The sequence below is a fragment of the Ruegeria marisflavi genome, assembly GCF_025673445.1.
In the GTDB taxonomy this organism is placed as follows: Bacteria; Pseudomonadota; Alphaproteobacteria; order Rhodobacterales; family Rhodobacteraceae; genus Ruegeria_B; species Ruegeria_B marisflavi.
The window spans coordinates 34,417-58,616 of sequence record NZ_JAOVQN010000022.1; the positions used below are offsets into that span (position 1 = coordinate 34,417).

Annotated in this window: 25 protein-coding genes and 1 other RNA gene; 12 read left to right on the forward strand and 14 right to left on the reverse strand. The window is 61.2% G+C overall.

Annotated features, from left to right (window positions below):
• The first annotated feature begins 1 nt into the window (after position 1).
• Genes purQ through OEZ49_RS18580 form a run of 3 tightly spaced genes read left to right on the forward strand, consistent with a single transcriptional unit; the run spans position 2 to position 3,827 of the window.
• On the forward strand, positions 2 to 670 hold the full coding sequence (purQ, locus tag OEZ49_RS18570) for a phosphoribosylformylglycinamidine synthase subunit PurQ (protein WP_263389701.1): 669 nt from the start codon (positions 2 to 4) through the stop codon (positions 668 to 670).
• 36 nt (positions 671 to 706) lie between these two features.
• A complete protein-coding gene (locus OEZ49_RS18575) occupies positions 707 to 2,479 on the forward strand; it encodes a sensor histidine kinase (protein WP_263389702.1) in 1,773 nt (590 codons plus the stop codon).
• 13 nt (positions 2,480 to 2,492) lie between these two features.
• Positions 2,493 to 3,827, forward strand: a complete 1,335-nt coding sequence (locus OEZ49_RS18580) for a sigma-54-dependent transcriptional regulator (protein ID WP_263389703.1) — start codon at positions 2,493 to 2,495, stop codon at positions 3,825 to 3,827.
• On the opposite strand, the gene OEZ49_RS18585 is transcribed toward OEZ49_RS18580, so the two are convergent.
• Positions 3,818 to 4,570 carry an alpha/beta fold hydrolase gene (locus tag OEZ49_RS18585; protein WP_263389704.1) on the reverse strand — a complete coding sequence of 251 codons (753 nt, stop codon included), beginning with the start codon at positions 4,568 to 4,570 and terminating at the stop codon, positions 3,818 to 3,820. The two genes, OEZ49_RS18580 and OEZ49_RS18585, sit on opposite strands and share 10 nt — an antisense overlap.
• 455 nt (positions 4,571 to 5,025) lie before the next feature.
• Here OEZ49_RS18585 and OEZ49_RS18590 point away from each other — a divergent pair, with 455 nt between their 5' ends.
• Entirely contained in the window at positions 5,026 to 7,917 is a 2,892-nt protein-coding gene (locus tag OEZ49_RS18590; RefSeq protein WP_263389733.1) for an Rne/Rng family ribonuclease, read from the forward strand.
• A 35-nt stretch (positions 7,918 to 7,952) separates the two neighbouring features.
• On the opposite strand, the gene OEZ49_RS18595 is transcribed toward OEZ49_RS18590, so the two are convergent.
• A complete protein-coding gene (locus OEZ49_RS18595; protein WP_263389734.1) occupies positions 7,953 to 8,186 on the reverse strand; it encodes a sulfurtransferase TusA family protein in 234 nt (77 codons plus the stop codon).
• 125 nt (positions 8,187 to 8,311) lie between these two features.
• Here OEZ49_RS18595 and OEZ49_RS18600 point away from each other — a divergent pair, with 125 nt between their 5' ends.
• From OEZ49_RS18600 to OEZ49_RS18615, 4 genes are all read left to right on the forward strand, one after another.
• A complete protein-coding gene (locus OEZ49_RS18600; RefSeq protein WP_263389735.1) occupies positions 8,312 to 9,064 on the forward strand; it encodes a cytochrome c biogenesis CcdA family protein in 753 nt (250 codons plus the stop codon).
• A gap of 156 nt (positions 9,065 to 9,220) precedes the next feature.
• Positions 9,221 to 10,453 (forward strand): hypothetical protein, encoded by a 1,233-nt coding sequence (locus OEZ49_RS18605; protein WP_263389705.1) that lies wholly within the window; start codon positions 9,221 to 9,223, stop codon positions 10,451 to 10,453.
• The gene (locus OEZ49_RS18610; protein ID WP_263389706.1) at positions 10,450 to 11,802 is read left to right on the forward strand and encodes a cytochrome P450; all 1,353 of its coding nucleotides are present in this window, start codon (positions 10,450 to 10,452) and stop codon (positions 11,800 to 11,802) included. Before OEZ49_RS18605 ends, OEZ49_RS18610 begins: the two co-directional genes overlap by 4 nt.
• Before the next feature lie 68 nt (positions 11,803 to 11,870).
• Positions 11,871 to 12,752: a fructose bisphosphate aldolase gene (locus OEZ49_RS18615; protein ID WP_263389707.1), complete on the forward strand. Its 882-nt coding sequence runs from the start codon at positions 11,871 to 11,873 to the stop codon at positions 12,750 to 12,752.
• Between the two features lie 45 nt (positions 12,753 to 12,797).
• Here the strand turns inward: OEZ49_RS18615 and OEZ49_RS18620 are convergent, their stop codons facing one another.
• The 6 genes from OEZ49_RS18620 to fumC all read right to left on the reverse strand — a co-directional run bounded on the left by OEZ49_RS18620 (position 12,798) and on the right by fumC (position 16,145).
• Entirely contained in the window at positions 12,798 to 13,406 is a 609-nt protein-coding gene (locus tag OEZ49_RS18620; protein ID WP_263389708.1) for a DNA-3-methyladenine glycosylase I, read from the reverse strand.
• Positions 13,403 to 13,702: a YciI family protein gene (locus OEZ49_RS18625; protein WP_164132523.1), complete on the reverse strand. Its 300-nt coding sequence runs from the start codon at positions 13,700 to 13,702 to the stop codon at positions 13,403 to 13,405. Before OEZ49_RS18625 ends, OEZ49_RS18620 begins: the two co-directional genes overlap by 4 nt.
• A gap of 12 nt (positions 13,703 to 13,714) precedes the next feature.
• A complete protein-coding gene (locus OEZ49_RS18630) occupies positions 13,715 to 14,290 on the reverse strand; it encodes a TetR/AcrR family transcriptional regulator (protein ID WP_263389709.1) in 576 nt (191 codons plus the stop codon).
• Positions 14,291 to 14,356: 66 nt separating this feature from the next.
• Entirely contained in the window at positions 14,357 to 14,578 is a 222-nt protein-coding gene (locus tag OEZ49_RS18635) for a ribbon-helix-helix domain-containing protein (protein ID WP_263389710.1), read from the reverse strand.
• Positions 14,575 to 14,751, reverse strand: a complete 177-nt coding sequence (locus OEZ49_RS18640; protein WP_263389711.1) for a DUF4169 family protein — start codon at positions 14,749 to 14,751, stop codon at positions 14,575 to 14,577. The genes OEZ49_RS18635 and OEZ49_RS18640 overlap by 4 nt, the downstream gene beginning before the upstream one ends.
• Complete coding sequence (gene fumC / locus OEZ49_RS18645) at positions 14,751 to 16,145, reverse strand: class II fumarate hydratase (protein ID WP_263389712.1); 1,395 nt, start codon at positions 16,143 to 16,145, stop codon at positions 14,751 to 14,753. The genes OEZ49_RS18640 and fumC overlap by 1 nt, the downstream gene beginning before the upstream one ends.
• 178 nt (positions 16,146 to 16,323) lie before the next feature.
• Between fumC and OEZ49_RS18650 the strand changes: the two genes are divergently transcribed.
• The gene (locus OEZ49_RS18650) at positions 16,324 to 16,887 is read left to right on the forward strand and encodes a hypothetical protein (RefSeq protein ID WP_263389713.1); all 564 of its coding nucleotides are present in this window, start codon (positions 16,324 to 16,326) and stop codon (positions 16,885 to 16,887) included.
• Positions 16,888 to 16,947: 60 nt separating this feature from the next.
• Here OEZ49_RS18650 and OEZ49_RS18655 read toward each other — a convergent pair whose 3' ends face one another.
• The 6 genes from OEZ49_RS18655 to OEZ49_RS18680 form a co-directional block, all read right to left on the reverse strand.
• Positions 16,948 to 17,400 (reverse strand): SspB family protein, encoded by a 453-nt coding sequence (locus tag OEZ49_RS18655; protein ID WP_263389714.1) that lies wholly within the window; start codon positions 17,398 to 17,400, stop codon positions 16,948 to 16,950.
• 81 nt (positions 17,401 to 17,481) lie between these two features.
• The gene (gene chrA / locus OEZ49_RS18660) at positions 17,482 to 18,729 is read right to left on the reverse strand and encodes a chromate efflux transporter (RefSeq protein ID WP_263389715.1); all 1,248 of its coding nucleotides are present in this window, start codon (positions 18,727 to 18,729) and stop codon (positions 17,482 to 17,484) included.
• Positions 18,726 to 19,541, reverse strand: coding sequence for a sulfurtransferase/chromate resistance protein (locus OEZ49_RS18665; protein WP_263389716.1), 816 nt, complete (start codon positions 19,539 to 19,541; stop codon positions 18,726 to 18,728). The genes chrA and OEZ49_RS18665 overlap by 4 nt, the downstream gene beginning before the upstream one ends.
• 140 nt (positions 19,542 to 19,681) lie before the next feature.
• Complete coding sequence (locus OEZ49_RS18670) at positions 19,682 to 20,143, reverse strand: ester cyclase (protein WP_263389717.1); 462 nt, start codon at positions 20,141 to 20,143, stop codon at positions 19,682 to 19,684.
• 73 nt (positions 20,144 to 20,216) lie between these two features.
• Positions 20,217 to 20,566: a transfer-messenger RNA gene (gene ssrA / locus OEZ49_RS18675) on the reverse strand.
• A gap of 55 nt (positions 20,567 to 20,621) precedes the next feature.
• Positions 20,622 to 21,368 (reverse strand): FadR/GntR family transcriptional regulator, encoded by a 747-nt coding sequence (locus tag OEZ49_RS18680; protein WP_263389718.1) that lies wholly within the window; start codon positions 21,366 to 21,368, stop codon positions 20,622 to 20,624.
• 126 nt (positions 21,369 to 21,494) lie between these two features.
• Here OEZ49_RS18680 and OEZ49_RS18685 point away from each other — a divergent pair, with 126 nt between their 5' ends.
• The 3 genes from OEZ49_RS18685 (at position 21,495) to OEZ49_RS18695 (ending at position 24,183) form a co-directional block, all read left to right on the forward strand.
• Positions 21,495 to 22,265 carry a DUF2182 domain-containing protein gene (locus OEZ49_RS18685; RefSeq protein ID WP_263389719.1) on the forward strand — a complete coding sequence of 257 codons (771 nt, stop codon included), beginning with the start codon at positions 21,495 to 21,497 and terminating at the stop codon, positions 22,263 to 22,265.
• 18 nt (positions 22,266 to 22,283) lie between these two features.
• Positions 22,284 to 22,916 (forward strand): DUF1326 domain-containing protein, encoded by a 633-nt coding sequence (locus OEZ49_RS18690; protein ID WP_263389720.1) that lies wholly within the window; start codon positions 22,284 to 22,286, stop codon positions 22,914 to 22,916.
• A gap of 163 nt (positions 22,917 to 23,079) precedes the next feature.
• Entirely contained in the window at positions 23,080 to 24,183 is a 1,104-nt protein-coding gene (locus OEZ49_RS18695; protein WP_263389721.1) for a dimethylsulfoniopropionate demethylase, read from the forward strand.
• Positions 24,184 to 24,200: the final 17 nt, after the last annotated feature.

Sequence of the window (24,200 nt, forward strand, 5' to 3'; positions counted from 1 at the left end):
CATGCGCGCTGCTGTTGTCGTTTTCCCCGGATCGAACTGTGACCGGGACCTGGCCGTGGCCTTTGAACAGGCCGGATTCGATGTCACCATGGTGTGGCACAAGGATGCCAGCCTTCCGGCGGGGCTCGATATCGTCGGTGTGCCCGGAGGTTTCAGCTATGGCGACTATCTGCGCTGCGGTGCGATCGCGGCCCAATCGCCGATCTGTAAGGCCGTTGTCGAGCATACTGAACGCGGCGGTTATGCCATGGGTGTCTGCAATGGTTTTCAGATCCTGACCGAGACAGGCATCCTGCCCGGCGCGTTGTTGCGCAATGCTGGCCTGAAATACATCTGCAAGACTGTCGGTCTGAAAGTCGCGACTTCGGACAGTGTATTCACCCAAGGCTACAATGCGGGCGACGTGATCGGTATTCCGATCGCGCATCATGACGGCAACTATTATGCCGATGACAAGACGTTGGCGATGTTGCGCGATCAGGATCGCGTCGCGTTCACCTATGCCGAGAACCCCAATGGCTCGTGCGGGGATATCGCCGGTATCCTGTCCGAAAACCGCCGGGTGCTGGGGATGATGCCACACCCCGAACGGGCGGCGGATGCCGGCCACGGCGGCACGGACGGAGCGGCGCTCTTCCGCGCATTGGCCGGTGTGCTCGCGCCTGCATGACTTGAGAAGCGCCCCTCAGGGGCGTAGCTTGGGCACATGAACAAGCCGCTTCGTCCAAATGGTGACAACACCAGCTGGATCCGCTCCGGTCAGCTCAGCTGGCGGGTTCGGCTTGCTTTGGTGTTTCTGCTGGTGTCCGCCACGGCTACGGTTTGGGTCACTAACCGGCTGCTGACCGACCGTTTCACGGAAAGCACCCGAAATCGGGCCGAACTGCGACTTGCGCTCTATTCAGGCAACCTGCTCAGCGAGTTGCGCCGCAACGCCATCGTGCCACAGCTGCTGGCGCGAGATCCGACGCTGATCTCTGCGCTGCAATCCAGCAATTACTCGCAGTCGACACAGCGTCTTATTTCCTTTGTTGAGGAGATCGGTGCCGCTTCTCTGATGCTGTTGGACCGAGATGGGCGCGTGGTTGCCGCCACTGACCGCAACCGGTTGGGAGAGACGCATCGGTCCGCCGCCTATTTTGTGGATCCGGTGCGTTCGAACGCAACGGTCTTCACGCCATATCAACACGAGGCAGGGGGGTACCGGTTCACCTATTCCCGAAGGATCGAAGACAGTTCCGAAGTCCTGGGTGTCATCGTTGTCGAAGTGGACTTACAAAAATTCGAACGTGCTTGGTCCGGGATCTCGGATGCGGTGTTCGTAACCAACACCGAAGGAACAATCATCCTGTCCACCGAACCCCGCTGGCGGGGTTTGCAGGAAGCCGAAGCACTTAGTCGCCAGACGCCGGAGAATGCCATCGAACGTGCGATACGGGTGACGGCAGACTGGACGGCGCTCCCCGCCGACGCCTATCTGCGCGGCGAAGCCGTGATGCGGATGGACAGCCGCATTCCATTTCGGGGTTGGCAGATGACGTCTTTCTCTACCTACTCGTCGATCCGGGAGCGGGTGAACGGTGTTCTGGCTCTGGAAATCATGGGCTTTGCGATTCTTCTCGCACTTAGCTTCTACGCGCTGAGTCGCCGCACAGCCTTCCGTATGGCCCTGTTTCAACGGGAGTCGGCGGAGCTCCGCGCGCTTAACGCACGGTTACAGCGGGAAATCGCCGAACGCGAGCGGGTGCAAAAGACCCTTGAAGTGGCAGAGCAGACCCTGGCGCAAAGCTCGAAACTCGCCGCCTTGGGCGAGATGTCGGCGGCAGTCAGCCACGAATTGAACCAGCCGCTGGCGGCAATGAAAACCTATTTGGCGGGCGCCCGTCTCTTGTTGCGGCGCAATAGGCCGGAGGAGGCACTGGCCAGCTTTGGACGCATCGACGACCTGATTGAACGCATGGGCGCAATTACCAGGCAGCTGAAGTCGTATGCACGCAAGGGACAAGAAGCTTTTTCACCAATAAACATGGGCGAGGCGCTGACCACATCGCTGTCGATGATGGAGCCGCAGCTTCGTCAGAGACAGGTTCAGATCACCCAGATTCTGCCGGACCGTCCGGTTCTTGTGATGGGGGATCGCATGCGCATCGAACAGGTTATGGTGAACCTCTTGCGGAACGCACTGGATGCCACCAAATCGGTCCGTAATCCCGAGGTTGAGATCATTCTGGCCGCCGGTGAAACGGCGACCCTGACAGTACGTGACAATGGCGATGGTATTACGGATTTCGAGAATATTTTCGAACCCTTCTACACGACCAAGCAGCCAGGCGACGGAGTCGGTCTGGGGCTTGCAATCTCCTCGGGGATCGTCAACGACCTCGGAGGGCGTCTGACGGCGCGCAACGGGCAACACGGGGGGGCGGTCTTTGAAATGCAGCTCCCGATCCTGGAAGACGGTCTCGAGGCCGCAGAATGACGAGGTAACGCGGATGGCTCAGGCCATGAAAATTGCGATTGTTGACGACGAACAGGACATGCGCCAGTCGATCAGCCAGTGGTTGGCTCTGTCGGGATACGACACCGAAACCTTTGCCAGCGCGGAAGAGGCGTTGAAGATCCTCGGCCCTGATTACCCGGGTATCGTGATTTCGGATATCAAGATGCCCGGCATGGATGGGATGCAATTCCTGAGAAAGCTCATGGGCGCAGACAGCTCGCTGCCGGTGATCATGATCACGGGTCATGGCGATGTTCCAATGGCGGTCGAGGCGATGCGCGTGGGAGCGTTCGATTTCCTGGAAAAGCCGTTCAACCCAGATCGCATGTCGGACCTTGCCAAGCGTGCGAGCAATGCCCGCAGGCTGACGCTGGACAACCGGGCGCTTCGGAGAGAGTTGAGCGATGGGTCCCAGATCATCAAAAAGCTGATCGGCACCAGCCCCGTGATGGAGCGTCTGCGCGAGGATATCCTGGATTTGGGGCAGGCTGATGGCCATGTTCTGATCGACGGAGAAACCGGGACCGGCAAGACGCTGGTGGCCCACGCGCTGCACGCGGTTGGCAGCCGCGCAGGCAAGAAATTCGTTCTCGTTTCCTGTGCCGCCCTGGAAGAGGATGCGCTGGCAAAGCGGCTGTTTGGTCCCATGCTTCCAGAGGATGCCCAATTGCCGGCGATTGAGGAGGCGCGCGGTGGAACGCTGGTGCTAGAAGATGTGGAGTCTCTGAGCGATACGCTTCAGGCCAAGCTCTTGTCGGTGATGAATGAGCAGGGCACTCCCGCCGAGACACGGATCATCGCGATTTCGAACCTGCAGGAAGCGGGAAAAACCAGCGAAGACGTGCTGCGCCCGGATCTGTTCTATCGTCTTGCCGCTTTGCGCCTGACCATGCCGCCACTGCGCCAGCGGGGCGAGGATATCCTGACGCTGTTCACCCGGCTCAGCGAGCAGTTCGCCGAGGAATACGGCTGCGTCGCGCCGCAGGTCAGCGCGCAGGAGGCGGCGCAACTGTTGCAGGCGCCCTGGCCGGGCAACGTGCGTCAACTGATCAACATCGCCGAACGCGCGGTGTTGCAGGCGCGGCGTGGTTCCGGAACCATCGCCTCGCTTCTGATGTCCGATCACGAGGATATGCAGCCGGTGATGACCACTGAGGGCAAGCCGCTCAAGGAATATGTCGAGGCATTCGAGCGGATGCTAATCGACAACACGATGCGGCGGCACAAGGGCTCGATCGCGGCGGTGATGGACGAACTGTGCCTGCCGCGCCGGACGCTCAACGAGAAGATGGCCAAATACGGGTTACAGAGGTCGGATTACCTCTGACTAGCGCCATCGGCGACGGCTGCAATGAGGTCGGTGAGCGCATCCGGGGCGCTGCCGGCTACATCATGGGTGCCTGATAGTGTCACATGGCCCCATCCCGGCACCCCTTGGGCTTTTCGCGCCAGACCGGCCAGCGGGCTGTCGGTCATCGACACCGCGTAACGCGTGGGTTCAGGGGGCAGGGGGCCGTTCTTCAAAATGACCTCGCTCGTCAGGCTTGCCAGACTTTGCGGCCGAACCCGGTCTCCATATCGTGCGCGCAGCGCCGCTGGCGCGGGCCATAAACCGGCGTCGACAATGCCTGGCGCCTTGACGATGAGATACTCCAGTGTACGGGTATCGGCCGGGATAACCTCAGGCGGCGGGGCAAGTGGGAGTGGGCCCTCGATCATGACGACCGATCTGACAGAGCTACGGGCCCTGTCCCAGGCCGCGGTTGCAATGCGCACTGCGGCACTATGAGCCACCATAACAACCGCCGATCCGACAGCTTCGATAGTCTGTGCCAGGCGATCCGCCAGAGTGTTAACTCCGATTGCGGCATCTGTTGCCGGTAGATCCGGGGCGCGGCTAGCGATTCCGCGGGCGTTCAGCCGCGCCTCTACCGACTGCCAGTACCAGTTGCCGACCCAGGCCCCATGTACCAAGACGACCGTGACCGGCGCGTCGGCGCAGAGTAGACGCGGAAGGGCCAGCGTGGTGGCCCCGGTAAGAATCACCGATCGGCGGTTCATGTCGACCATGGATCACGCAGGCTTGGGTGGGGTCAAGCCCGCCCAAAAGGCAAAGCTGCACTTTGCCCATTGTCTTTTCCACAGCTCTGCTTTTATTGTGGTCAGACGGGCCGGGCGTTTTTTTCCCATGGGCCCGCACCCTGAGAGTTTCGCTGCTCTGCCCCCGTTGGCACAGATCCCGGAGACAAAGCAGACCGATTGGCCCCGTGAAGGGGCGTGCAAATACCTTCGCCCAGAAATCGGGTGACGGGAATTAACGGGCGGGTCTGGAATATTCCGGCCTGTCGGAGAAGAACCGCGATGACGCGCGCGCGAAGAGTCAATGGACCAGCAGGGGGCCTCTCGGCCGTACCTTGCCGCGCGCGGTTGCTTATCGCCCAGACAAGACACCCCTCAGAAGTTGTTCGCTTGGCAACCGTAAGGCCGCCCGGGCGTATACTTATGACCGGGTGCATCAAGGACACATGGCAAAGAAGATGCTTATCGATGCCACCCACTCGGAAGAGACCCGGGTCGTGGTGGTTGAAGGAAACAAGGTCGAAGAGTTCGATTTTGAGTCTGAAAACAAACGCCAGCTAGCTGGCAATATATATCTGGCAAAAGTAACGCGCGTTGAGCCCTCGCTTCAGGCTGCTTTTGTTGACTATGGCGGGAACCGTCACGGCTTCCTCGCGTTCTCTGAAATTCATCCTGACTATTATCAGATCCCCGTCGCCGATCGACAGGCCCTGATGGAAGAAGAACGGGCGTTCGCCGAGGCACAGCGGGCGCGGGATGAGGATGATGAAAAGCCCAAGCGCAGCCGCTCCCGCTCGCGCAGCAAGGCCGCTGCCGCAAAATTGGACGATCCGATAGAAGTCCTGGAAGTAACCGAGACGGAAATCAGTGGTATGGAGACCATTGATCTGCTCGCGGATGATGGGGAAGAGGCCGATTTTCCCGAGGCTCTTTCGCCAATGGAACGTGTCCCCGAGACACCTGTCGAAGAACCCGAAGAGTCTGTAACAAGGGCTGATGCTGCCCAAGTGGCGGCATCAGATACCGACGACGATGATGCCGAAGATGACGACACTTCGGATCTTGAAGACAAAGAAGAACAGTTGCCTTCGGACGCGGCGTCGAAAGACGACAGCATCGAATCCATTGCCGAAGAAGATGACGCCGAAGACCTGCGTCCGACGCGCAAGCCGCGTCCGCGCAAGTACAAGATCCAGGAAGTGGTCAAGGTACGCCAGGTCATGCTGGTGCAGGTGGTTAAGGAAGAACGCGGCAACAAGGGCGCTGCGCTGACCACGTACCTGTCTCTGGCAGGCCGCTACTGTGTGCTGATGCCAAACACGGCGCGTGGGGGCGGAATTAGTCGTAAAATCACCAATGCAGTCGATCGCAAGAAGCTGAAAGAGATCGCCGCCGAGATAGACGTGCCTCAGGGTGCCGGACTGATCGTGCGCACTGCCGGCGCCAAGCGCACCAAGGCCGAGATCAAGCGCGACTACGAATACCTTCAGCGCATGTGGGAGCAGATCCGAGAGCTTACGCTGAAATCCATCGCGCCCGCCAAGATCTATGAAGAGGGCGACCTGATCAAACGCTCGATCCGCGACCTTTACAACCGTGACATCGACGAGGTTCTGGTCGAGGGCGAAGGTGGCTACCGCATCGCCAAGGACTTCATGAAGATGATCATGCCCAGCCACGCCAAGAACGTGCAGCGGTACGAGGACCAGCTGCCGCTGTTCGCGCGCTTCCAGGTGGAAAGCTATCTGAACTCGATGTTCAACCCGACGGTGCAGCTGAAATCCGGCGGCTATATCGTGATCGGCGTGACCGAGGCGCTGGTGGCGATCGACGTGAACTCTGGCCGCGCCACCAAGGAAGGCTCGATCGAGGAAACTGCGCTCAAGACCAACCTCGAGGCCGCCGAAGAGGTGGCCCGTCAGCTGCGCCTGCGCGACCTGGCCGGCCTGATCGTGATCGACTTCATCGACATGGACGAACGCAAGAACAACGCCGCCGTCGAAAAGCGTCTGAAGGACAAGCTGAAATCCGACCGCGCCCGTATACAGGTGGGCCGGATCTCGGGCTTTGGCCTGCTCGAAATGAGCCGCCAGCGCCTACGCCCCGGCATGATCGAGGCTACCACCCAGCCGTGCCCCTCGTGCCACGGCACTGGCCTGATCCGCTCGGATGACAACATGGCGCTGAGCATCCTGCGCCAGATCGAGGAGGAAGGTACGCGCCGCCGTTCGCGCGAGGTGCTGGTTCGTTGCCCAGTGGGCATTGCCAACTACCTGATGAACCAGAAACGGGAACATATCGCGCAGATCGAGGCACGCTATGGCATGTCCGTGCGTATTGAAGGCGATCCGCATCTGGTAAGCCCGGATTTCCAACTTGAGAAGTTCAAGACTGCGACGCGAGCGGTACCTCAGGTGCAGGCACCGGTGGTTTCGGTCGATACTCGTCTGATGGAACAGGTCGATGCCGACGAGGTCGCCGAGGAAGAAGACGAGACCGACGAGGTGCGCACCGAAATCCCAGGCGACGGGGACGGTGAAGGCAAGCCCAAGCGTAAACGTCGTCGGCGGCGTCGGCGCAAGAGTGGTGGCAATAGCGGTGAGGACAGCACACGTGAGGCCGATAGCGATGATGAAACCGGCGATGAAGGCGCGGCCGAAGCCGTAGACGATACGGTTGAATCGGAGGCCGTGGTTTTAACCGCGACCGAGGCAGAGGATGCCCAGGCGGAGAGCGCGACTAAGGCACCGCGCAAGCGCACCCGCAGCCGCAAGAAACCGGCCAAGGCCGAAGGCACCATTGAAGAGGCGGTAACGGAAGTGGTGGTTGTTGAGGCTGTAGGCGAGACCGAGGTCGAATCAGAGGCCGTGCCCGAGCCCGCGAAAAAAACCGCCAAGCCGCGCAAACCGCGCAGTAGCAGTCGCAGCAAGAAGGCGGAGGCTGATACGGATACCGCTAAGGCCAGCGTGACAGACGGGGCATCCTCGGAAACCGTGGGTGTCGAAGAAAACGCCGTGGTCGAAGCTGCCGTGGCCGAAGCCGTTGCGGGTGATGCTGAAGCCGCCGAACAGCCGATGGTCGACGCCGCTGTAGAAACAACTGAACACGTTGCTGCAAATGTCGAAGCGGCACCAGCACATGAAGCCGTCGCTGCTTCCGCCGAAGCCATTGAGGCAGATTCGGTCAGGCCAGACGAAGGTATCCCCGCAGCTCCGGTAGTTCCGGTCGTGGCACAAGAGGAACAGGCTGAGCCAGAACTGGTTGTGGCCGAGGCAGATATTGAACCCGAGAGCCCGCCGAAACCCAAACGGCGCGGGTGGTGGTCGCTGGGTCAATAAGAATGGAAAGGCGGGCTCCTCGAAACCCGCCTTTTTCATTTTGTGCGGCGGATCAGGTAAATCTGGTGATCGGCGGCGTCCTCTTGGCCGATCAGCGCATGGCCCGCCTCGGCACAGAAATGGGGCACGTCCACAACCGCCGCCGGATCGTCGGCCAGCAGCCGCAGCACCGCGCCGGGCGCCATGGACTTCAGCCGCTTGCGGGCCTTGAGCACGGGCAGAGGGCACAGCAGCCCCAGCGCGTCGAGGGTCTCGAAATCGTTGGTCATGCCCCGCAGATACGCCCGGGCCGCGCGCCTGTCCAGCGCCCGGCGCGACATTGCTACAACAGGGCCACGAGGATGTGACCGCATGGCCCCGTGACGTGGCTCCCACGATCACCTATGTGCAGGACATGTTTGGAATAGAGATCATCGACGCGGGGCTTTTACCCGCCATGTTCGTGGCGCTCCTTGGCGGGATCGTCAGCTTTCTCAGCCCCTGTGTGCTGCCCATCGTGCCGCCCTATCTGGCCTATATGAGCGGGGTGAGCCTGGGCGAGATCCAGGACCAGGCCGCCGCCCGGCGCAAGGCGACGCTGGCGGCGCTGTTCTTTGTGCTGGGTCTGTCGACCGTCTTTCTGCTGTTGGGGTTCACGGCTTCGGCCTTTGGCGCCTTTGTGCTGTCCAATCAGGAGCTGTTCGCTAAGGCCTCGGGCGTGGTGGTCATTGTGTTCGGCCTGCACTTTCTGAGCGTCTTTCGCATTCCGCTGCTGGATCGTGAAGCGCGGATGCAGACCGGTGACGCGGGGGGGTCGGTGTTTGGGGCCTATGTGCTGGGGCTGGCGTTTGCCTTTGGCTGGACACCTTGTATCGGGCCGCAGTTGGGTGCGATCCTGTCGCTGGCGGCGTCCGAGGCCTCGGTGGCGCGGGGCACGCTGTTGCTGGGTGTCTACGCGGCGGGGCTGGGGGTTCCCTTCCTGCTGGCGGCCATGTTCCTCAGCCGCTCGATGGCGCTTATGAACCGGGTCAAGCCGTATATGGGGCTGATCGAAAAGGTGATGGGCGGGCTGTTGCTGTTTGTCGGCATCATGCTGGTTACCGGCCTGTTCACTCAGTTCAGCTGGTGGTTGTTGGAGACCTTCCCGGCAATGGCGGTGCTGGGCTAATCAGGTCCGGGGCGCTGTCTACTCCCCCCGCCGCCGGGCCCTTGGCCCGACGCCACCCGAGAGTATCTTCAGCCAGCAAGAAGCAGAAGGATTGTCATTGCTTGGGCTTAATCTTGTCCCAGTGATGCGCTAGGTTTGGCCCAAAGAGGTCGAGCCATGAGCAGTGTCCCATCCGCAGGTCAGGTGCGCCGACGCCGGGTGTTCTATATCCCCGGCTACGACCCGATTCATCCCCGCCGTTATCGCGAGCTATATCGCAAGGAAAGCGCCGAGCAGACGCGGATCTCGGGCTATTCCGTCACGCTCAAGCCCAAGACCACCAAGGGCCCTTATGGCTGGCATGTCAGCTCTGAACAGGAGGGGGAGGCGGTTGAGGCGGATGTCGAGGTGCTGGTCTGGTCGGATATCGTGCGCGGCAGCATGTCGAACTCGATCCCGGCCACCTATGCGCAGCTGGCGCGCACCGCCTGGACCTATATCGCTTCGGGCGTGCTCTGGCGGCTGATGCGGCTGCGGAAGGGGCCGGTGATTGCGGCGCTTTACCCGGTGGGGATGCTGCTGGCGCAGCTGTTGGCGGCGCTCTTGCTGGTCTGGCTGGGTTGGCGGCTGGGTGGGTTGACCGGATGGCCGCTTGCCGCGCTGGCCGGGATGGGCGCGGGCGCGGGCGCGGCGGTCTACCTGCTGCGCTGGTTCCGGGTCAAGGACGGCACCTTCTTTGCCTATTACCTGATGCATGACTATGCCTATTCGGCGCGCTGGCGCGGCGCCAATCCGCCCGAGCTGGAGGCGCGGATCGGCGATTTCGCCGACCGGATCGCCGAGGCCCTTTCGGGGGAGGCCGACGAGGTGCTGGTGGTGGGCCATTCCTCGGGCGCGCATGTGGGCGTGTCGGTGCTGGCCGATCTGATCCGCGCGGGCAGGGTGCCCGCGGACGGTCCGGCGCTGGGGTTTCTGACATTGGGGCAGGTGGTGCCGATGGTGTCGTTCCTGCCCGAGGCGCAGCGGCTGCGCGCCGATCTGCACTATCTCTGCGCGCGCGACGAGCTGTCTTGGGTCGATGTCTCGGCGCCGGGTGATGGCTGTGCCTTCGCGCTGTGTGATCCGGTGGCGGTCAGCGGGGTTGCCCCAGCGACGGGCAAGCGCTGGCCGCTGGTGCTGTCGGCGGCCTTTACCCAGACGCTCAGCCCGGCCCGCTGGGCCGAGCTGCGCTGGCGTTTCTTCCGGCTGCATTTCCAGTATCTCTGCGCCTTCGATCAGGTGGGGGACTATGACTATTTCCGCATCACCGCCGGGCCGCAGACGCTGGCCGCGCGCTATCGCGACCGGGCGCCGTCGAAATCGCGGATCGACCGGGCGGTGAGCAAATATACCGATATGGGCGCCCCATGATCCCGCCCAAACCCCCCGCGCGCCCGGACAAGGTTTCGCTCTGGCGCTATCTCAAACTGTTCCGCCAGGACCTGTTGTCGGCGCAGCCCGCGCGGCTGTACCGCGCCTGGATGGCCGAGTTCCGCACGCCCTTCTTTCGCTCGTATCTGGTGAACCAGCCCGATCTGGTGGACACGGTGCTGAAGGGGCGTCCCGATGATTTCCCCAAGTCGAACCGCATCAGCGAGGGGTTGCGGCCGCTGTTGGGTAATTCGGTCTTTCTGACCAATGGCGAGACCTGGAAGCGCCAGCGGCGCATCATCGACCCGGCATTCGAAGGCGGGCGCCTGCGCGATACCTTTCCTGCCATGTGGGCGGCCTCCGAGGCGGCGGTGAACCGGCTGGCGGCGCAGGCCGGGCGGGAGTCCGAGATCGAAGAGGTCACCAGCCACGCGGCGGCGGATGTGATCTTTCGCACCCTGTTCTCGATCCCGATCGAACATGAGGTGGCGGCGCAGGTGTTCACCCGGTTCCGGGCCTATCAGCGGGCGCAGCCGCTGTTGAACCTTGCGGCCTTTGTGCCGGTGCCGCGCTGGGTGCCCCGGTTCCATTCGCGCGAAACCCGGCGGAACGCGGCGGTAATCCGGGGGCTGATCCGGCAGTTGACCAATACCCGGATGGAGGAGATCCGCGCCGGCACCGCGCCCGATGACCTGGCCACCAAGATCATGACCACCACCGACCCGCAGACAGGCGACCGGTTCGACACCGACGAGATGGTCGATCAGGTGGCGATCTTTTTCCTGGCCGGGCACGAAACCAGCGCCTCGGCGCTGGCCTGGACGCTGTACCTGATGGCGCTTTATCCTGACTGGCAGGACAGGCTGGCCGAAGAGGCGAGGGCGCTGGACCGTGCGCCGGACTTCAGCGTAATGTCGAAACTGCGCCTCAGCCGCGATGTGTTCCGCGAGGCGCTGCGCCTGTACCCGCCCGTGCCGATGATGGTGCGCGAAACGACTTGCCCCGAGCGGTTCCGCGACCGCGATGTGCCTAGGGGCGCGCAGATCGTGCTCAGCCCCTGGCACCTGCACCGGCATGAGCGCCTGTGGGAGCGGCCCGACGACTTCGACCCGGCCCGCTGGCAGACCGAGAATGGCAAGACCTGCCAGCGCAGCGCCTATATGCCGTTTTCGGCGGGCGCGCGCGTCTGCACCGGGGCGGGGTTTGCCATGGTCGAGGGGCCGCTGATCCTGTCGATGCTGCTGCGGCGGTTCCGGTTCGAGCGGATCGCGGGGCGCGAGCCGGTTCCGGTGGCGCATCTGACCGTGCGGGCCGCGGATGGCATCTGGCTGCGCGTGGTTGAGCGCTAACATCCTACCATCCGCGTTTGCCATACTGTATGCGGTGCCAAGCGGAATCATTTAGACGGGAAAGACATATGTCCAAGGCACAAATGCGCGAACAGATGGCAAATGGCGCGGGCTTCATTGCGGCCCTGGATCAGAGCGGCGGCTCGACCCCAAAGGCGCTGGCGCTTTATGGTGTGGACGCGGCGCAATACGGATCCGAGGAAGAGATGTTCGCCGAGATCCAGCGCATGCGCGCCCGGATCATCCTGGCCGACGATTTCACCAGCAAGAAGGTGATCGGCGCGATCCTGTTCGAACGCACCCTGGGCGAGAGCATCGAGGGTCGTGGCGTGGCCGATTACCTGTGGAACGTCAAAGGTGTGGTGCCCTTCCTCAAGATTGACAAGGGTCTCGAAGACGAGGCCAATGGCGTGCAGCTGATGAAGCCGATCCCAGGCCTGGCCGCGACCCTGGCCAAGGCCGAAGGCGTGTTCGGCACCAAGGAACGCTCGGTCATCCACGAGGCCAATGCCGAAGGCATTGCCGCCGTGGTGGCGCAGCAGTTCGACGTCGCACGCGAAGTCGTCGCCGCCGGCATGGTGCCGATCGTCGAACCCGAGGTGAGCATTCACTCGACCACCAAGGCGCAGGCCGAAGAGATGCTGAAGGAGGAAATTCTGAAGCATCTCGACACGCTGGCCGATGGGCAGGATGTGATGCTGAAACTGACCATTCCCAGCACCGCCAATCTTTATGACGCTCTAGCCGATCATCCCCGTGTGGTGCGAGTGGTGGCGCTGTCGGGTGGCTATTCCACCGATCAGGCCTGCGATCTGCTCAGCCGGAACGGCAAGATGATTGCCTCGTTCTCGCGTGCGCTGACCGAGGGTCTGTCGAAACGGCAGTCGGATGCCGAGTTCAACGCAGCCCTAGGCGGCAATATCGACAAGATCTATCGCGCCTCGCTGTAAATCGGGCGCAGATCGGGAACCGGGCCGCGATATCGCGGCCCGTTTTCATTTGGGCAGCGTGAATTCGGCCCGCAGCCGCGCCGCCTTGTCGCGCATGGCGCAGCCCCGCGCGTGGTCGTTGACCAACCCCATCGCCTGCATGAAGGCAAAGACCGTGGTGGGGCCAACAAATTTCCAGCCGCGTTTTTTCAGATCTTTCGACATCGCGGTCGAGGCGGGGATGATGCTGGCAGTCTGCGGCTCGGGCAGGTCCTCGGGCTTGGGTTCGTAGGACCAGACATAGGCGGCTAGGCTACCATGCTCAGCCAGCAGATCATCCATACGACGGGCATTGTTGATCACCGCCTCGATCTTGCCGCGATGGCGGATGATACCGGCATCGCCCAGCAGGCGGGCAACATCCGTGTCGTTATAGACAGCGATGCGGGTCCAGTCGAACCCGTCGAACGCGGCGCGGAAATTCTCGCGCTTGGCCAGGATGGTGCGCCAGCTGAGGCCGGACTGAAAGCTTTCAAGGCAGAGCTTCTCGAAGAGGCGCCGGTCGTCATCCACCGGATAGCCCCATTCGCGGTCGTGATAGTCGAAGAATTCCGGCGCCGCCTGACACCAGCGGCAGCGCGGCTGGCCGTCGGGGCCAGGGACAGTGCCGCTCATACGGCAGCCTCGGGCAGCAGGAAGGTGAAATCGGCGCTGGCGCGCGACGGCGTAAGCTCCAGGACCTCGGCGGTCACCACATCCTCGACCACAAAGGGGTCCGCGGCGACGCGGGCCTCAACCTCGGCGCGCGAGGCGGACCGCGCGAGGATGCCGCCGCCTAGCTGAGGTTGAAGACTGCCCGCAAGGTCAAAGACACCATCATCAAATCCCTGTTTCAGCCAATCGACATGGTTGGCCATGAATTCGGGCGCCCGGGCTTTGTTGGTGGAGAATTTCAGCAAGATCAGAAACATCTCTTTGTGTCCTCAAGTTGTTCGGGAAAGTGTGTCATCCAGCCAGCGGTGCATCTCCGCCACCTCGGTGCGAAGGAACCCCTCGTCGTGAAAGCTCTGCGCCAGGGTCGCAGCGCCCTGGCTGCGGGCCAGCAGATGCATCGCCAGTGCGGACGCCTCCGCACCAAGACCCGCCTCGGCGAACTGGCGCTGCAACCAGTCGCGGAAAAGGGTGAACAGCCCGTTGGCCTGCCCCTGCGCGGCATGGTCAAGCTTGCTGAGTTCGGTGCAGAGCGAGCCCACGGGACAGCCGTAACGGGTGATCTTGGCCCGGCTCATGATCATCAGGTCGATGAAACTGGCGATGCGGGCACGGGGGGTGTCACCGTCGCCCTGCCATTCCGCCAGCATCTGCGCGGTGCGGGCCAATCGCAACTGGATCACCTCGGTCAGGATCTCGTCCTTGGTTCTGAAGTGATAATAGAAATTGCCGCGCGAGATGCCCACAGCCGCTGCGATATCGGCAAACGAGGTCTGCGCGAATCCCTGCCGGTAGAACAGGTCATCGGCGGCGGCGACGATCTGGTCGCGAGTCTGTGCCTGTACCATATCCAACCTCTAGGATGCGTGTCCTAGAGTTTGTAGGTCAGGCGTCCTAGTGCTGTCAACCCGGGTTCACCGCCTGCTCTGATACCAGCCCAGAACATACACGCGGATGGCCGAGGCGAGGCCGGTCTCGGGGTCGCGCGCGGCATCAATATCGCCCGCCAGAACATTGACTGGTATATCTTTCTCCTTTGCGATCGCGCGAAAGGCCCGCCAGAACGGATCCTCGAGCGAGACCGAGGTGCGGTGCCCTCGCAGCGTCAGCGAACGTTTGACGGGGCGGCCGCTCATTCCTCGACCTCGTGGCCGTCATGATCGCGCCGGGCCTTGTCGGCGCGGGCGCGCTCCAGCTGTTTGTCGGCCTTGCTGCGGCCGAACTTCACCGCGTTCTCGTCCGCGCGCGCCTTTTTCTCGGCGCGCACCTTCTGTTTGCGGAACTGGTTGAGGTTGACCGGCTTTCCCATCAGTCGCGCGGCCCGATCATCTGTTCGGGGCGTACCACCCGGTCAAAGGTCTCACCGTCGACAAAGCCCAGCCGCACCGCTTCTTCGCGCAGGGTGGTGCCGTTCTTGTGCGCGGTCTTTGCGACCGTGGTGGCGTTGTCATAGCCGATGGTCGGCGCCAGCGCGGTGACCAGCATGAGGCTTTCGCGCATCAACTGGTCGATCCGGGCGGTGTTGGCGCGGATGCCAAGCAGCATCCGCTGTGTGAAACTGTCCGCCGAATCGCCCAGAAGCTGCATGGATTGCAACAGGTTATAGGCCATCATGGGGTTATAGACATTGAGTTCGAAATGCCCCTGCGAGCCTGCGAACTTGATCGCCGCGTCATTGCCCATCACATGGGCGGCGACCTGCGTCAGCGCCTCGGCCTGGGTCGGGTTGACCTTGCCCGGCATGATCGAACTGCCCGGTTCGTTTTCGGGCAGGATCAGTTCCCCCAGGCCCGAGCGGGGGCCAGAACCCAGAAAGCGGATATCGTTTGCGATCTTGTAGCAACTGCCCGCCACCGTTGCCAGCGCGCCGGAGAGGAACACCATCGCGTCATGGGCGGCCAACGCCTCGAACTTGTTGGGCGCACTGACCAGCGGCAGGCCGGTGATCCGGGCCATGTTGGCGGCCACCGCCTCGGCCCAGCCTTCGCGTGTGTTCAGGCCGGTGCCCACGGCGGTGCCGCCCTGAGCCAGTTCATAGATGCCAGGCAGGGCGGCTTCGACCCGGGCCAGCCCCATACGGGTCTGGTGGGCATAGCCCGAAAACTCCTGTCCCAGGGTCAGCGGCGTCGCGTCCTGCGTATGGGTGCGGCCGATCTTGATGATATCGCGGAATTCCTCGGCCTTCTGCTCCAGCCCCGCCAGCAGGGCGCGCAGCCCGGGCAGCAGCACGTCGCGCGCGGTCATCGCCACCGCCACATGCATCGCGGTGGGAAAGGTGTCGTTCGAGGATTGCCCCATGTTCACGTGGTCGTTGGGGTGCACCGGGGCCTTGCTGCCTAGCTGGCCGCCCAAGAGTTCGATGGCACGGTTGGCGATCACCTCGTTGGCATTCATGTTCGATTGGGTCCCCGAACCGGTTTGCCAGACCACCAGCGGGAAGTGATCGTCCAGCTTGCCCGCGATCACCTCTTCGGCGGCGGCAATTATCGCGTCGGCCAGCTCCGTGACCAGCGCGCCGGTTTCGCGGTTGCGCAGGGCGCAGGCCTTTTTTACTACGCCCAGCGCGCGGACGATGGCGACGGGCTGACGCTCCCACCCGATGGGGAAATTCTGGATCGAGCGCTGGGTCTGCGCCCCCCAATACTTGTCGGCAGGTACGTCGAGTGGGCCAAAACTGTCAGTTTCTATGCGTGTTCCTGCCATGTATGCCTCCACTCACCGGTTGGCCTCAGATTTGACCGGTCGCCCCGTCGGTGCAAGAGGGATTGGGCCTCCGTTTCCGATCAGAACATAGTTTTTATCAGCCATAGAAGACTCATGCGTTGTTACCTGCGCGCAGCCGGGTAATATGAACAACACAAGTCAGTCATTGGAGGCCTCAATGCGTATCGCGATCCTTAGCCTTCCGTCCCGTGCGATATGGCTGTTTTCGTTCTTATTTTTGTCTGTTTTGCTTTTGACTAATCCGGTCAGCGCAGCAGATATTGAGCAGTTCGTGGGCGAATACGAAGGAAATGCGGACCTTATCCGGGCCGATGGCAGTACCGAACCGCGAGATATGAGCGTCTCTATTCAAGAAACTAAGGATGGATTCAACGTCAGTTGGTCGACGACGATCCAGAAACCTGACGGCAGGATAAAGGAGAGCGACTATTCAGTCGATTTTCTTCCCAGCGCCAGAGAGGGCATTTATTCAGCAGCGATGACGCGGAACGTCTTTGGTCATGTGGTCCAACTCGACCCGATGAAAGGCGAACCCTATGTTTGGGGACGGATCGTTGGCGATACCATGACGGTCTATTCGCTCTTCGTGTCAGACGACGGCGGATACGAGATGCAGCAATTCGACCGGACTTTGGTCGATGGCGGATTGATGCTGGAGTTTTCTCGGCTAAAGAATGGCGTGATGGAGCGCTCTGTCGAGACTTTTCTGCAAAAGCAGTAACCACAGCACCGACTGGTAGAGTCCAGCCAAACCTAAACCTATTCCGAACAGGTCCCGGTATCAGTGCTTGCGGAAGCTGTCCAGGGAAACGACTTCCGCATCCGAATGCCGCTCTTCGTCGTCCTCTTCGTCTTCATCCACATCGTCTGTTTCATCTGCGTCCGGGCTTTCAAAGCGCAAACCGAACTCAACGGACGGATCGACAAAGGTCTTGATGGCGTCGAAGGGGATGTAAAGCGGCTCAGGCGTGTCACCGAAGTTCAGCGTGATGGAAAACCCATCGTCGTCAACATGGAGGTTTTCGTACCAATGTTGCACTACGATCGTCATCTCGCCGGGATATCGATCTGAAAGCCAATCAGCGAGACCGACATCGGGATGTCTGGTGTCGAAGGTGATAAAAAAATGATGAGCTCCGGGGAGCCCCTTGTGTTCCACGTCGCCTAGGACTGTTTTGATCAGCCCGCGCATGGCGGTATGCATCAGATTTCCGTAGTCGATGCCTCGCGACATGTTGTGTCCCCAATTCGAAATTGAGCTTCAGCATAAAAGATTCGGACGGAAACAAAAGAGATTGCACGCGGCTATTTTCGGTCAGAAGAAATAGCTGGCCATGCCAGCTGCAATCATGAGCGCCAGGGTCACCCCAATCCCGAGGTTCAGGACGAATACCAAGGTCGCTGCAAACGCAGACAAGGATGCCGCCAAGAGGTCGAAACTGGCCCAGACGGGAGACCAGAAAGCCACTGGTCCAAGGCTTAAGAAAGCGACCTCTCCGAAAAGGACATGCATTCCGAACCATAAGGAGAGGTTCAGGATCACTCCGACCACGGCGGATGTAATTGCTTTGAGTGCGGCCGCGAGTCTGGGGCGACCGGCGACTTGGTCCAGGATGGGTGCCGTCGAAAAGATCCAAAGGAAACAGGGAATAAACGTTGCCCAAAGCGCGACCACACCGGCGGCCAGGGCCATTGCCGGACCACCGGCCATATAGCCGGCCAGCATTGCAACGAACTGCGTTACCAGAATCAATGGCCCGGGTGTGGTCTCTGCCAGACCCAGGGCGTCGATCATCTGTGTGGTCGAAATCCATTGATGATGTTCAACGACTGTCTGCGTCATATAGGCCAAGACCGCGTAGGCGCCGCCGAATGTGACCACCGCAAGCTTGACGAATAACCAGCCGAGGTCCGCGAGCAGGGTCGGCCCAAGGAAATGTAGTCCGAAAATGGGGGTAAGCCAGAGCACCAGCCAGGGGATCATCGTTCCGGGCGCCGGGTATTGCCACTTGGATCGGGGAAGGGGAGCATCGGCCGGTTTGGCACATAGGTATCCCCAGAAGCCAGCGGCGCAGACAATCAGGGGGAACGGCAGGGCAAACGCAAAAATTGCGATAAAGGAGAGACCGGCAATCACCCAGGCTGAACGGTTTGTCAGTGTCTTGGAACTGAGTTTGCGCAATGCTTGCACAACGATGGCTATAACCGCGGCCTTGATCCCCAGAAAGCCCGCATGAGCCAGCGGTAAATCGCCAAACAAGACATAGAGCGCCACAAGAGCGGAGATCACCAACGCACCGGGTAAGACGAACAAACCTCCCGAGATCAGGCCGCCTGGCACCCCCCGCAGTCGCCAGCCCGCATAGGTGGCCAACTGCATGGCTTCGGGGCCGGGCAGTAACATGCACAGAGAAAGCGCGCGGAGGAATGTCGTTTCATCCAGCCAGAGGCGGGTTTCGACCAACTCCCTGTGCATGAGGGCGATCTGGGCCGCTGGCCCGCCAAAGGACAGCAGCCCGATTCTCCCAAAAACCCGGACAAGTTCCGACCGCGAAGGTGTCATGATCTGCGGCCCTCAGGCCAGTCGTGGCCTTCGCCATGCCCATCGCGCGCCCATCGGTAGAGCGCGTCATAGAGCACCATGCCGGCGGCCAGTTGGTCATGATCGTCGCGGAATTGGCGCGACAAACCAACTGAAATCGCCAGCAGCCCCGCCGCCTGTGGCGCAATCTGATGCCGTTCGGTGTCGGCTGCGCGTACAACCACGGACAGCCGGTCAAGCGCCTCGGTTCGCAAACCGAATTCATCAAGCATGGTGTCGAAGGTGCATTTGTCGTCCCGATGTGACCAGAAGACGTTTTCCACGTCGAAAGGTGTCGCACCGTACCACTCGGCGACGCCCTGGACCTGGTCGGGTGAAACGAAAAGAAACCTTGCCGAGGGGTCCACGAAACGCCGGATCAGCCAGGGGCATGCAATTCGGTCGATCTTGGGTCGGTGGCGAGTGACCCAGAGCGTGGCACCCTGAACCGATGCGGGGATCGCTGTCGCGGGAATGCAGGGGGCGTCCGGGTTCCCGCGCCAGCCATGGTTGCCGCCCTGAAGGTATTCGGCCAGGTGCCCGTCGTTTCGAAGGCGAGCCACCAATCCTTGGCTAAGCTTGAAGCCCTGTTGACAGATGACGATGCAACGCCGCCCGGCCAGACGCGCGACGAGCCCGTCATAGTCGGTGTGTGGATGGCGAAAGGCGCCGGGGATCAGGAACGGATCGTCTGCGAAATCCGCGTCGATCGAGATATCCACCAGAACCGGGCAATTCGGTGTGCCGATCAGGCGTAGCAACTGGGGTACAGTGATTTCATTTGGCGCAGCCATGGCATGCTCCTCTCGTCAAAGGATACATGCGAAACTTGGGCCGGAGCCTCACGGGGCGTTCGCAAGCGACCCCATGACCCTATCGCTAGTGCAACAGGGCAGGGGGTGTCAATGCACCAGTCAGGCGTCGCCGCAACAGATCAGGCCCATTCGAGGCGCTGACCCGTCATGCAGATTGGCAACGTGTCGGCCGGCATCTGGCCAAGTTGCTCGAACAGCGAGATCAGGTCGAACTGATTGTAGGCTTCGACGATCTTGTTGTCCTTGTACCGGACCATGACCTGACCCGTGACCTCGATTGGCGCTCCGTTGTCGGCCCTTGACGTGTGCACATGCAAGATTGCACTGGCCCAATCGCCGTTCTCGATAATCTTTGGGATATCCACGCGGATCTCGCCCAGATGATACTTGAAGGCGGAAACAAAATCCCTGAAATCGTCAGCCCCTACCTGCATCTCTGGGATCAGCCCGTCGGCCATCGTGTCGGCCGCAAAAAACTCATCAATCGCGTCGATATTTCCTTGCTCCCAAACCTGGGAATACCATTCTTTCAACAACTCGGATTTGTCCATCTGATCCTCCATCGCTGTCAGGTACAGCATTGGGGGCAATGGTGAATGAAAGCTGAACAAAAGCGGCACAAGCAGCAAAAAAAGTACAAACATATGAAAGGAAAATGCAGGTTTCTGTTGCCAGGTACCTGCGAACCCCGCCTTACGCTGCTAGGCGCAAGGGCTTAAGTTTCGGTTTTTCGGACTGCTTACGCAGCCAGAGCAACCGGAGCACGATTGTCGTTGGCAATTATGCTTTACGGACCGATAACGGTGGTACCCCGCCGAGACAAAGCAAACTCCTTTAGACGTCCGTCGATCCTATTTCGGCCCCATTGTCCCCCAACGAGGGTATCTGGTGGAGCCGCCGGGTACCGCCCCCGGGTCCGATCCGCTTATTACGAGCGCGTTTATGTCCATAGTCCCCGAGGGAACACGACGAATATAATCGCTTGGTGCGCAAGTGCAACGGGATCCCGACCTGCCGGGACGGAATTCGTGCTTGCGGCTTGATCTGAATGGGCCGATGTCAGCCGCCCAGGGTTTCACGTGCCGCAGCGCGTGCGGCCATCACGCTGTCCTTGAGTGTCATCGTATAGGTGGTCAGTTCGACCAGGGCCGCGTCGGCGGCCGCGGCATCGCGGGCCTCGATCGCGTCGGCAATGCGCGTATGCAGCCCCACGATCACCTCGCGCGAGCGGGCGGTGAAGGTGATCATGTTCATCAGCGGCTGCATGGCCTCGACGGCTCCGGCCAGTTGGTAGGACAGCACCGGGTTTCCGGCGCCATCCACCAATGCCCTGTGAAATGTCACGTCCGAGGCGCAAAAAGTTTCGTCGCTCAACCCCGGCTGGCTCTGACGCACGATCTCGGCTCGCATGGTGGCCAGGTGATCCGGCGTGCGTCGCCGCGCCGACAACGGAGCACAGGCGCGCTCCAGCGCAAAGCGTGCCTCGCAAGCGGTATCGAAACTGACCGCGTTCATCGACAAGAGCAGGGTCGAGGTGGTGATCTGTTGGGAATAGGCATCCTCGAAGCTGATCCGGTTGACAAAGGCCCCGCCAAACGCACCGCGCTGGGTGCGGATCAGCGATTGCGCCGCCAAGCGTTTCAGCGCTTCGCGCACGGTGGGGCGTGAGACCTGGAACTGGTCAGCCAGTTCCGCCTCAGACGGCAGGCGCTCGTCCACGATCAACCGGCCTTCGACGATGGCATCCTTGATCGCCTGGGCAATCTGAGCCGAGAGATCGGCGGAACTGTTGGGGTCGATTTTCATGGCACGTTCCTGGGGTCCTGGTTTGGCGGATCTTCGGGGTTGGAACATTTTATTTGTCTGACATTTAAAAGTCTGACATTTAAGTGTCAACGCGTGAGTCGCATAAGCTGATAGCTGGAGTGCGGAATGAAGGCCATCGTTGCCGAACGGATCAGGTCGATGACAGGGGGGCACTGGATCCTCCTGTTCGTTCTTATCCTGGGCGCGTGGTCTGCTCTGTTCCTGATGGCAATTCCGGCCGAAATGCGGGTTGCGGATGCCGTCTATGGTGCGGATTTCTGGCGCGATCTCTGTACCTTGACACCCGAAGTAGCCGGGTTCGGAAGAATGGTTTTCATGTGGGCGCTAATGTCCGCTGCGATGATGGCCCCCACTGCCCTGCCTGCGCTGGCCACCTACGAGGATCTGTCCCATACTGCCCCGGGCACGCGGTTTGGCGCACTGCTTGGGGGGTACCTGCTGGTCTGGCTGGGTTTCTCTGTACTGGCGGCCGGGATGCAATTCGCTCTGTTAAGTGCCGGTTTTCTTGGTGGATTTGGCGACAGCCGGTCGGCTCTCTTGTCGGCGGGCCTGCTGATTGGCGCTGGCACCTATCAATTTTCGGCGATCAAGGCTGCCTGTCTCAGCAAATGCCGCCAACCGCTGACCTTTTTCATGCAGCATTGGGACGAGGGACCGTTGCGCAACGGCGCCCGGTTGGGTCTTGTCTGCCTTGGCTGTTGCTGGGCACTGATGCTGTTGGCCTTTGTCGGCGGGGTGATGAACCTGGCCTTTATGGGCTTGGCTACGGTGATCATGGTGCTGGAGAAACTCCCCGATATTGGCCGCCATGTAACACGGCCTTTGGGGTACTGCCTGTTCGTCTGGGCAGGCTGGACCATCTGGATGACGATATAGGGAAAAGGGAGATATCACATGGCTTTGGACGAATTGGGCACGGTGCCTTGGACGGTCAAGGGAGAGTTGATCCTGAACTGCAACTGCACGGTGTTCTGTCCCTGCGTGATCAGCCTGGGCAAGCATCCCCCGACCGAGGGGCACTGCCAGACCTGGGGCGGTGTACGGATCGACCAAGGTGCTTATGGCGACATTGATCTAAGCGGGTTGAACATCGGTCTGATGATCGAGATCCCGGGCATGATGAGCCGTGGCAACTGGAAGGTTGGGTTGTTCATCGACGACCGTTCCACGGATGCGCAATATGACGCGCTGGTCGCGATCTTCTCGGGTGCGGCCAAGGGGACAACAGGCCTGTTCCAGATCCTCGTCGGTGAAATCCTGGGCCACGAGCGTCAACCGGTGACCTACGAGACCGAGGGAAAGACGCGTCACATCACCGTTGGCCGCAAGATCCAGGGTGTCGTTGCCCCGGTCGCTGGCAAGGATCCCGAAACCGATCTGGTCGTGACCAACACTCAGTACTGGATGGGGCCGGATGTCACGGTGGCGACAGCGTCCAAGGGCAAGCTGCGCGCCTATGGCCGGGTCTGGGATTTCGATGGGCGCTCCGCCGAAATCTGCCAGATCGATTGGCACGGCCCGCGCTGACGGGAGGATTGAGCCGATCGAGCGCATTCGCGCCTGACCAAGCTCTGCCTGGCGAACAGACGGCCATCCGTTGAGGGACGCCGTCGAAGCCTGGCTTTGACATAGTCCAAACGGTTCCGACCGTTGGTTCACGAAACGAAACTCATGCCGGAGGACGCCTGATATGGCGATGATTTCTCCCTCGCGCCGGGTCAGGCGCACTCCCTTTTCCGACGGTGTCGAAGCCGCCGGGGTCAAAGGCTACACTGTTTACAACCGAATGCTGCTGCCGACGGTGTTTGAAAGCGTCGAGGCGGATTATCACCACCTGAAGAAAGCGGTGCAGGTCTGGGACGTGGCTTGCGAGCGGCAGGTCGAGTTGCGTGGACCTGATGCCGGGCGACTGATGCAGATGCTGACCCCGCGCGACTTGCGCGGCATGCTACCGGGGCAGTGCTATTACGTGCCGATTGTCGATGAAACCGGCGGCATGTTGAACGATCCGGTTGCCGTCAAGCTGGCCGAGGACCGCTGGTGGATCTCGATTGCGGACAGCGACCTGCTGCTCTGGGTCAAGGGCATTGCCAACGGTTACCGGCTGGACGTGCTCGTGGACGAACCGGATGTTTCGCCCCTGGCCGTTCAGGGACCAAAGTCCGATGACCTGATGGCCCTCGTTTTCGGGGATCGGGTGCGCGATGTCCGCTTCTTCCGGTTTGGCATGTTCAGTTTCGAGGGGCGTGATCTGGCCATTGCGCGGTCGGGTTATTCCAAGCAGGGCGGTTTCGAGATCTATGTCGAAGGTGGCGACATCGGCATGCCGCTATGGAACGCCTTGATGGCGGCGGGCGAGGATCTGGACGTGCGCGCGGGCTGTCCCAACCTGATCGAGAGGATCGAGGGTGGTCTTCTGTCCTATGGCAACGACATGACCGACGACAATACCCCGCATGAATGCGGGCTGGGTCGGTTTTGCAACACGCATACCGCGATTGGCTGTATCGGCCGGGATGCGCTGTTGCGCGTGGCCAAGGAAGGCCCGGTTCAGCAGATCCGCGCCATTGAAATAGCCGGCGATCGCGTCCCGGGATGTGACAGGGTTTGGCCGTGCTACGCTGATGGCCAGCGGGTGGGTCAGGTGACCTCGGCCGCGTGGTCTCCCGACTTTCAGACAAACGTCGCCATTGGTATGGTTCGGCTTAGCCATTGGGCCGAAGGAACTCGGCTGGAAGTGGAAACGCCGGACGGCATGCGCCCGGCAACCGTTCGGGAAAAGTTCTGGGCTTGAGCGGGCAGGGTGCGGCA

Excerpts from the sequence above, each read along its gene's own strand:
- purQ (WP_263389701.1), top strand. The coding sequence starts at position 2 with ATGCGCGCTGCTGTTGTCGTTTTCCCCGGATCGAACTGTGACCGGGAC.
- OEZ49_RS18575 (WP_263389702.1), top strand. The coding sequence starts at position 707 with ATGAACAAGCCGCTTCGTCCAAATGGTGACAACACCAGCTGGATCCGC.
- OEZ49_RS18580 (WP_263389703.1), top strand. The coding sequence starts at position 2,493 with ATGGCTCAGGCCATGAAAATTGCGATTGTTGACGACGAACAGGACATG.
- OEZ49_RS18585 (WP_263389704.1), bottom strand. The coding sequence starts at position 4,570 with ATGGTCGACATGAACCGCCGATCGGTGATTCTTACCGGGGCCACCACG.
- OEZ49_RS18590 (WP_263389733.1), top strand. The coding sequence starts at position 5,026 with ATGGCAAAGAAGATGCTTATCGATGCCACCCACTCGGAAGAGACCCGG.
- OEZ49_RS18595 (WP_263389734.1), bottom strand. The coding sequence starts at position 8,186 with ATGACCAACGATTTCGAGACCCTCGACGCGCTGGGGCTGCTGTGCCCT.
- OEZ49_RS18600 (WP_263389735.1), top strand. The coding sequence starts at position 8,312 with ATGTTTGGAATAGAGATCATCGACGCGGGGCTTTTACCCGCCATGTTC.
- OEZ49_RS18605 (WP_263389705.1), top strand. The coding sequence starts at position 9,221 with ATGAGCAGTGTCCCATCCGCAGGTCAGGTGCGCCGACGCCGGGTGTTC.
- OEZ49_RS18610 (WP_263389706.1), top strand. The coding sequence starts at position 10,450 with ATGATCCCGCCCAAACCCCCCGCGCGCCCGGACAAGGTTTCGCTCTGG.
- OEZ49_RS18615 (WP_263389707.1), top strand. The coding sequence starts at position 11,871 with ATGTCCAAGGCACAAATGCGCGAACAGATGGCAAATGGCGCGGGCTTC.
- OEZ49_RS18620 (WP_263389708.1), bottom strand. The coding sequence starts at position 13,406 with ATGAGCGGCACTGTCCCTGGCCCCGACGGCCAGCCGCGCTGCCGCTGG.
- OEZ49_RS18625 (WP_164132523.1), bottom strand. The coding sequence starts at position 13,702 with ATGTTTCTGATCTTGCTGAAATTCTCCACCAACAAAGCCCGGGCGCCC.
- OEZ49_RS18630 (WP_263389709.1), bottom strand. The coding sequence starts at position 14,290 with ATGGTACAGGCACAGACTCGCGACCAGATCGTCGCCGCCGCCGATGAC.
- OEZ49_RS18635 (WP_263389710.1), bottom strand. The coding sequence starts at position 14,578 with ATGAGCGGCCGCCCCGTCAAACGTTCGCTGACGCTGCGAGGGCACCGC.
- OEZ49_RS18640 (WP_263389711.1), bottom strand. The coding sequence starts at position 14,751 with ATGGGAAAGCCGGTCAACCTCAACCAGTTCCGCAAACAGAAGGTGCGC.
- fumC (WP_263389712.1), bottom strand. The coding sequence starts at position 16,145 with ATGGCAGGAACACGCATAGAAACTGACAGTTTTGGCCCACTCGACGTA.
- OEZ49_RS18650 (WP_263389713.1), top strand. The coding sequence starts at position 16,324 with ATGCGTATCGCGATCCTTAGCCTTCCGTCCCGTGCGATATGGCTGTTT.
- OEZ49_RS18655 (WP_263389714.1), bottom strand. The coding sequence starts at position 17,400 with ATGTCGCGAGGCATCGACTACGGAAATCTGATGCATACCGCCATGCGC.
- chrA (WP_263389715.1), bottom strand. The coding sequence starts at position 18,729 with ATGACACCTTCGCGGTCGGAACTTGTCCGGGTTTTTGGGAGAATCGGG.
- OEZ49_RS18665 (WP_263389716.1), bottom strand. The coding sequence starts at position 19,541 with ATGGCTGCGCCAAATGAAATCACTGTACCCCAGTTGCTACGCCTGATC.
- OEZ49_RS18670 (WP_263389717.1), bottom strand. The coding sequence starts at position 20,143 with ATGCTGTACCTGACAGCGATGGAGGATCAGATGGACAAATCCGAGTTG.
- OEZ49_RS18680 (WP_263389718.1), bottom strand. The coding sequence starts at position 21,368 with ATGAAAATCGACCCCAACAGTTCCGCCGATCTCTCGGCTCAGATTGCC.
- OEZ49_RS18685 (WP_263389719.1), top strand. The coding sequence starts at position 21,495 with ATGAAGGCCATCGTTGCCGAACGGATCAGGTCGATGACAGGGGGGCAC.
- OEZ49_RS18690 (WP_263389720.1), top strand. The coding sequence starts at position 22,284 with ATGGCTTTGGACGAATTGGGCACGGTGCCTTGGACGGTCAAGGGAGAG.
- OEZ49_RS18695 (WP_263389721.1), top strand. The coding sequence starts at position 23,080 with ATGGCGATGATTTCTCCCTCGCGCCGGGTCAGGCGCACTCCCTTTTCC.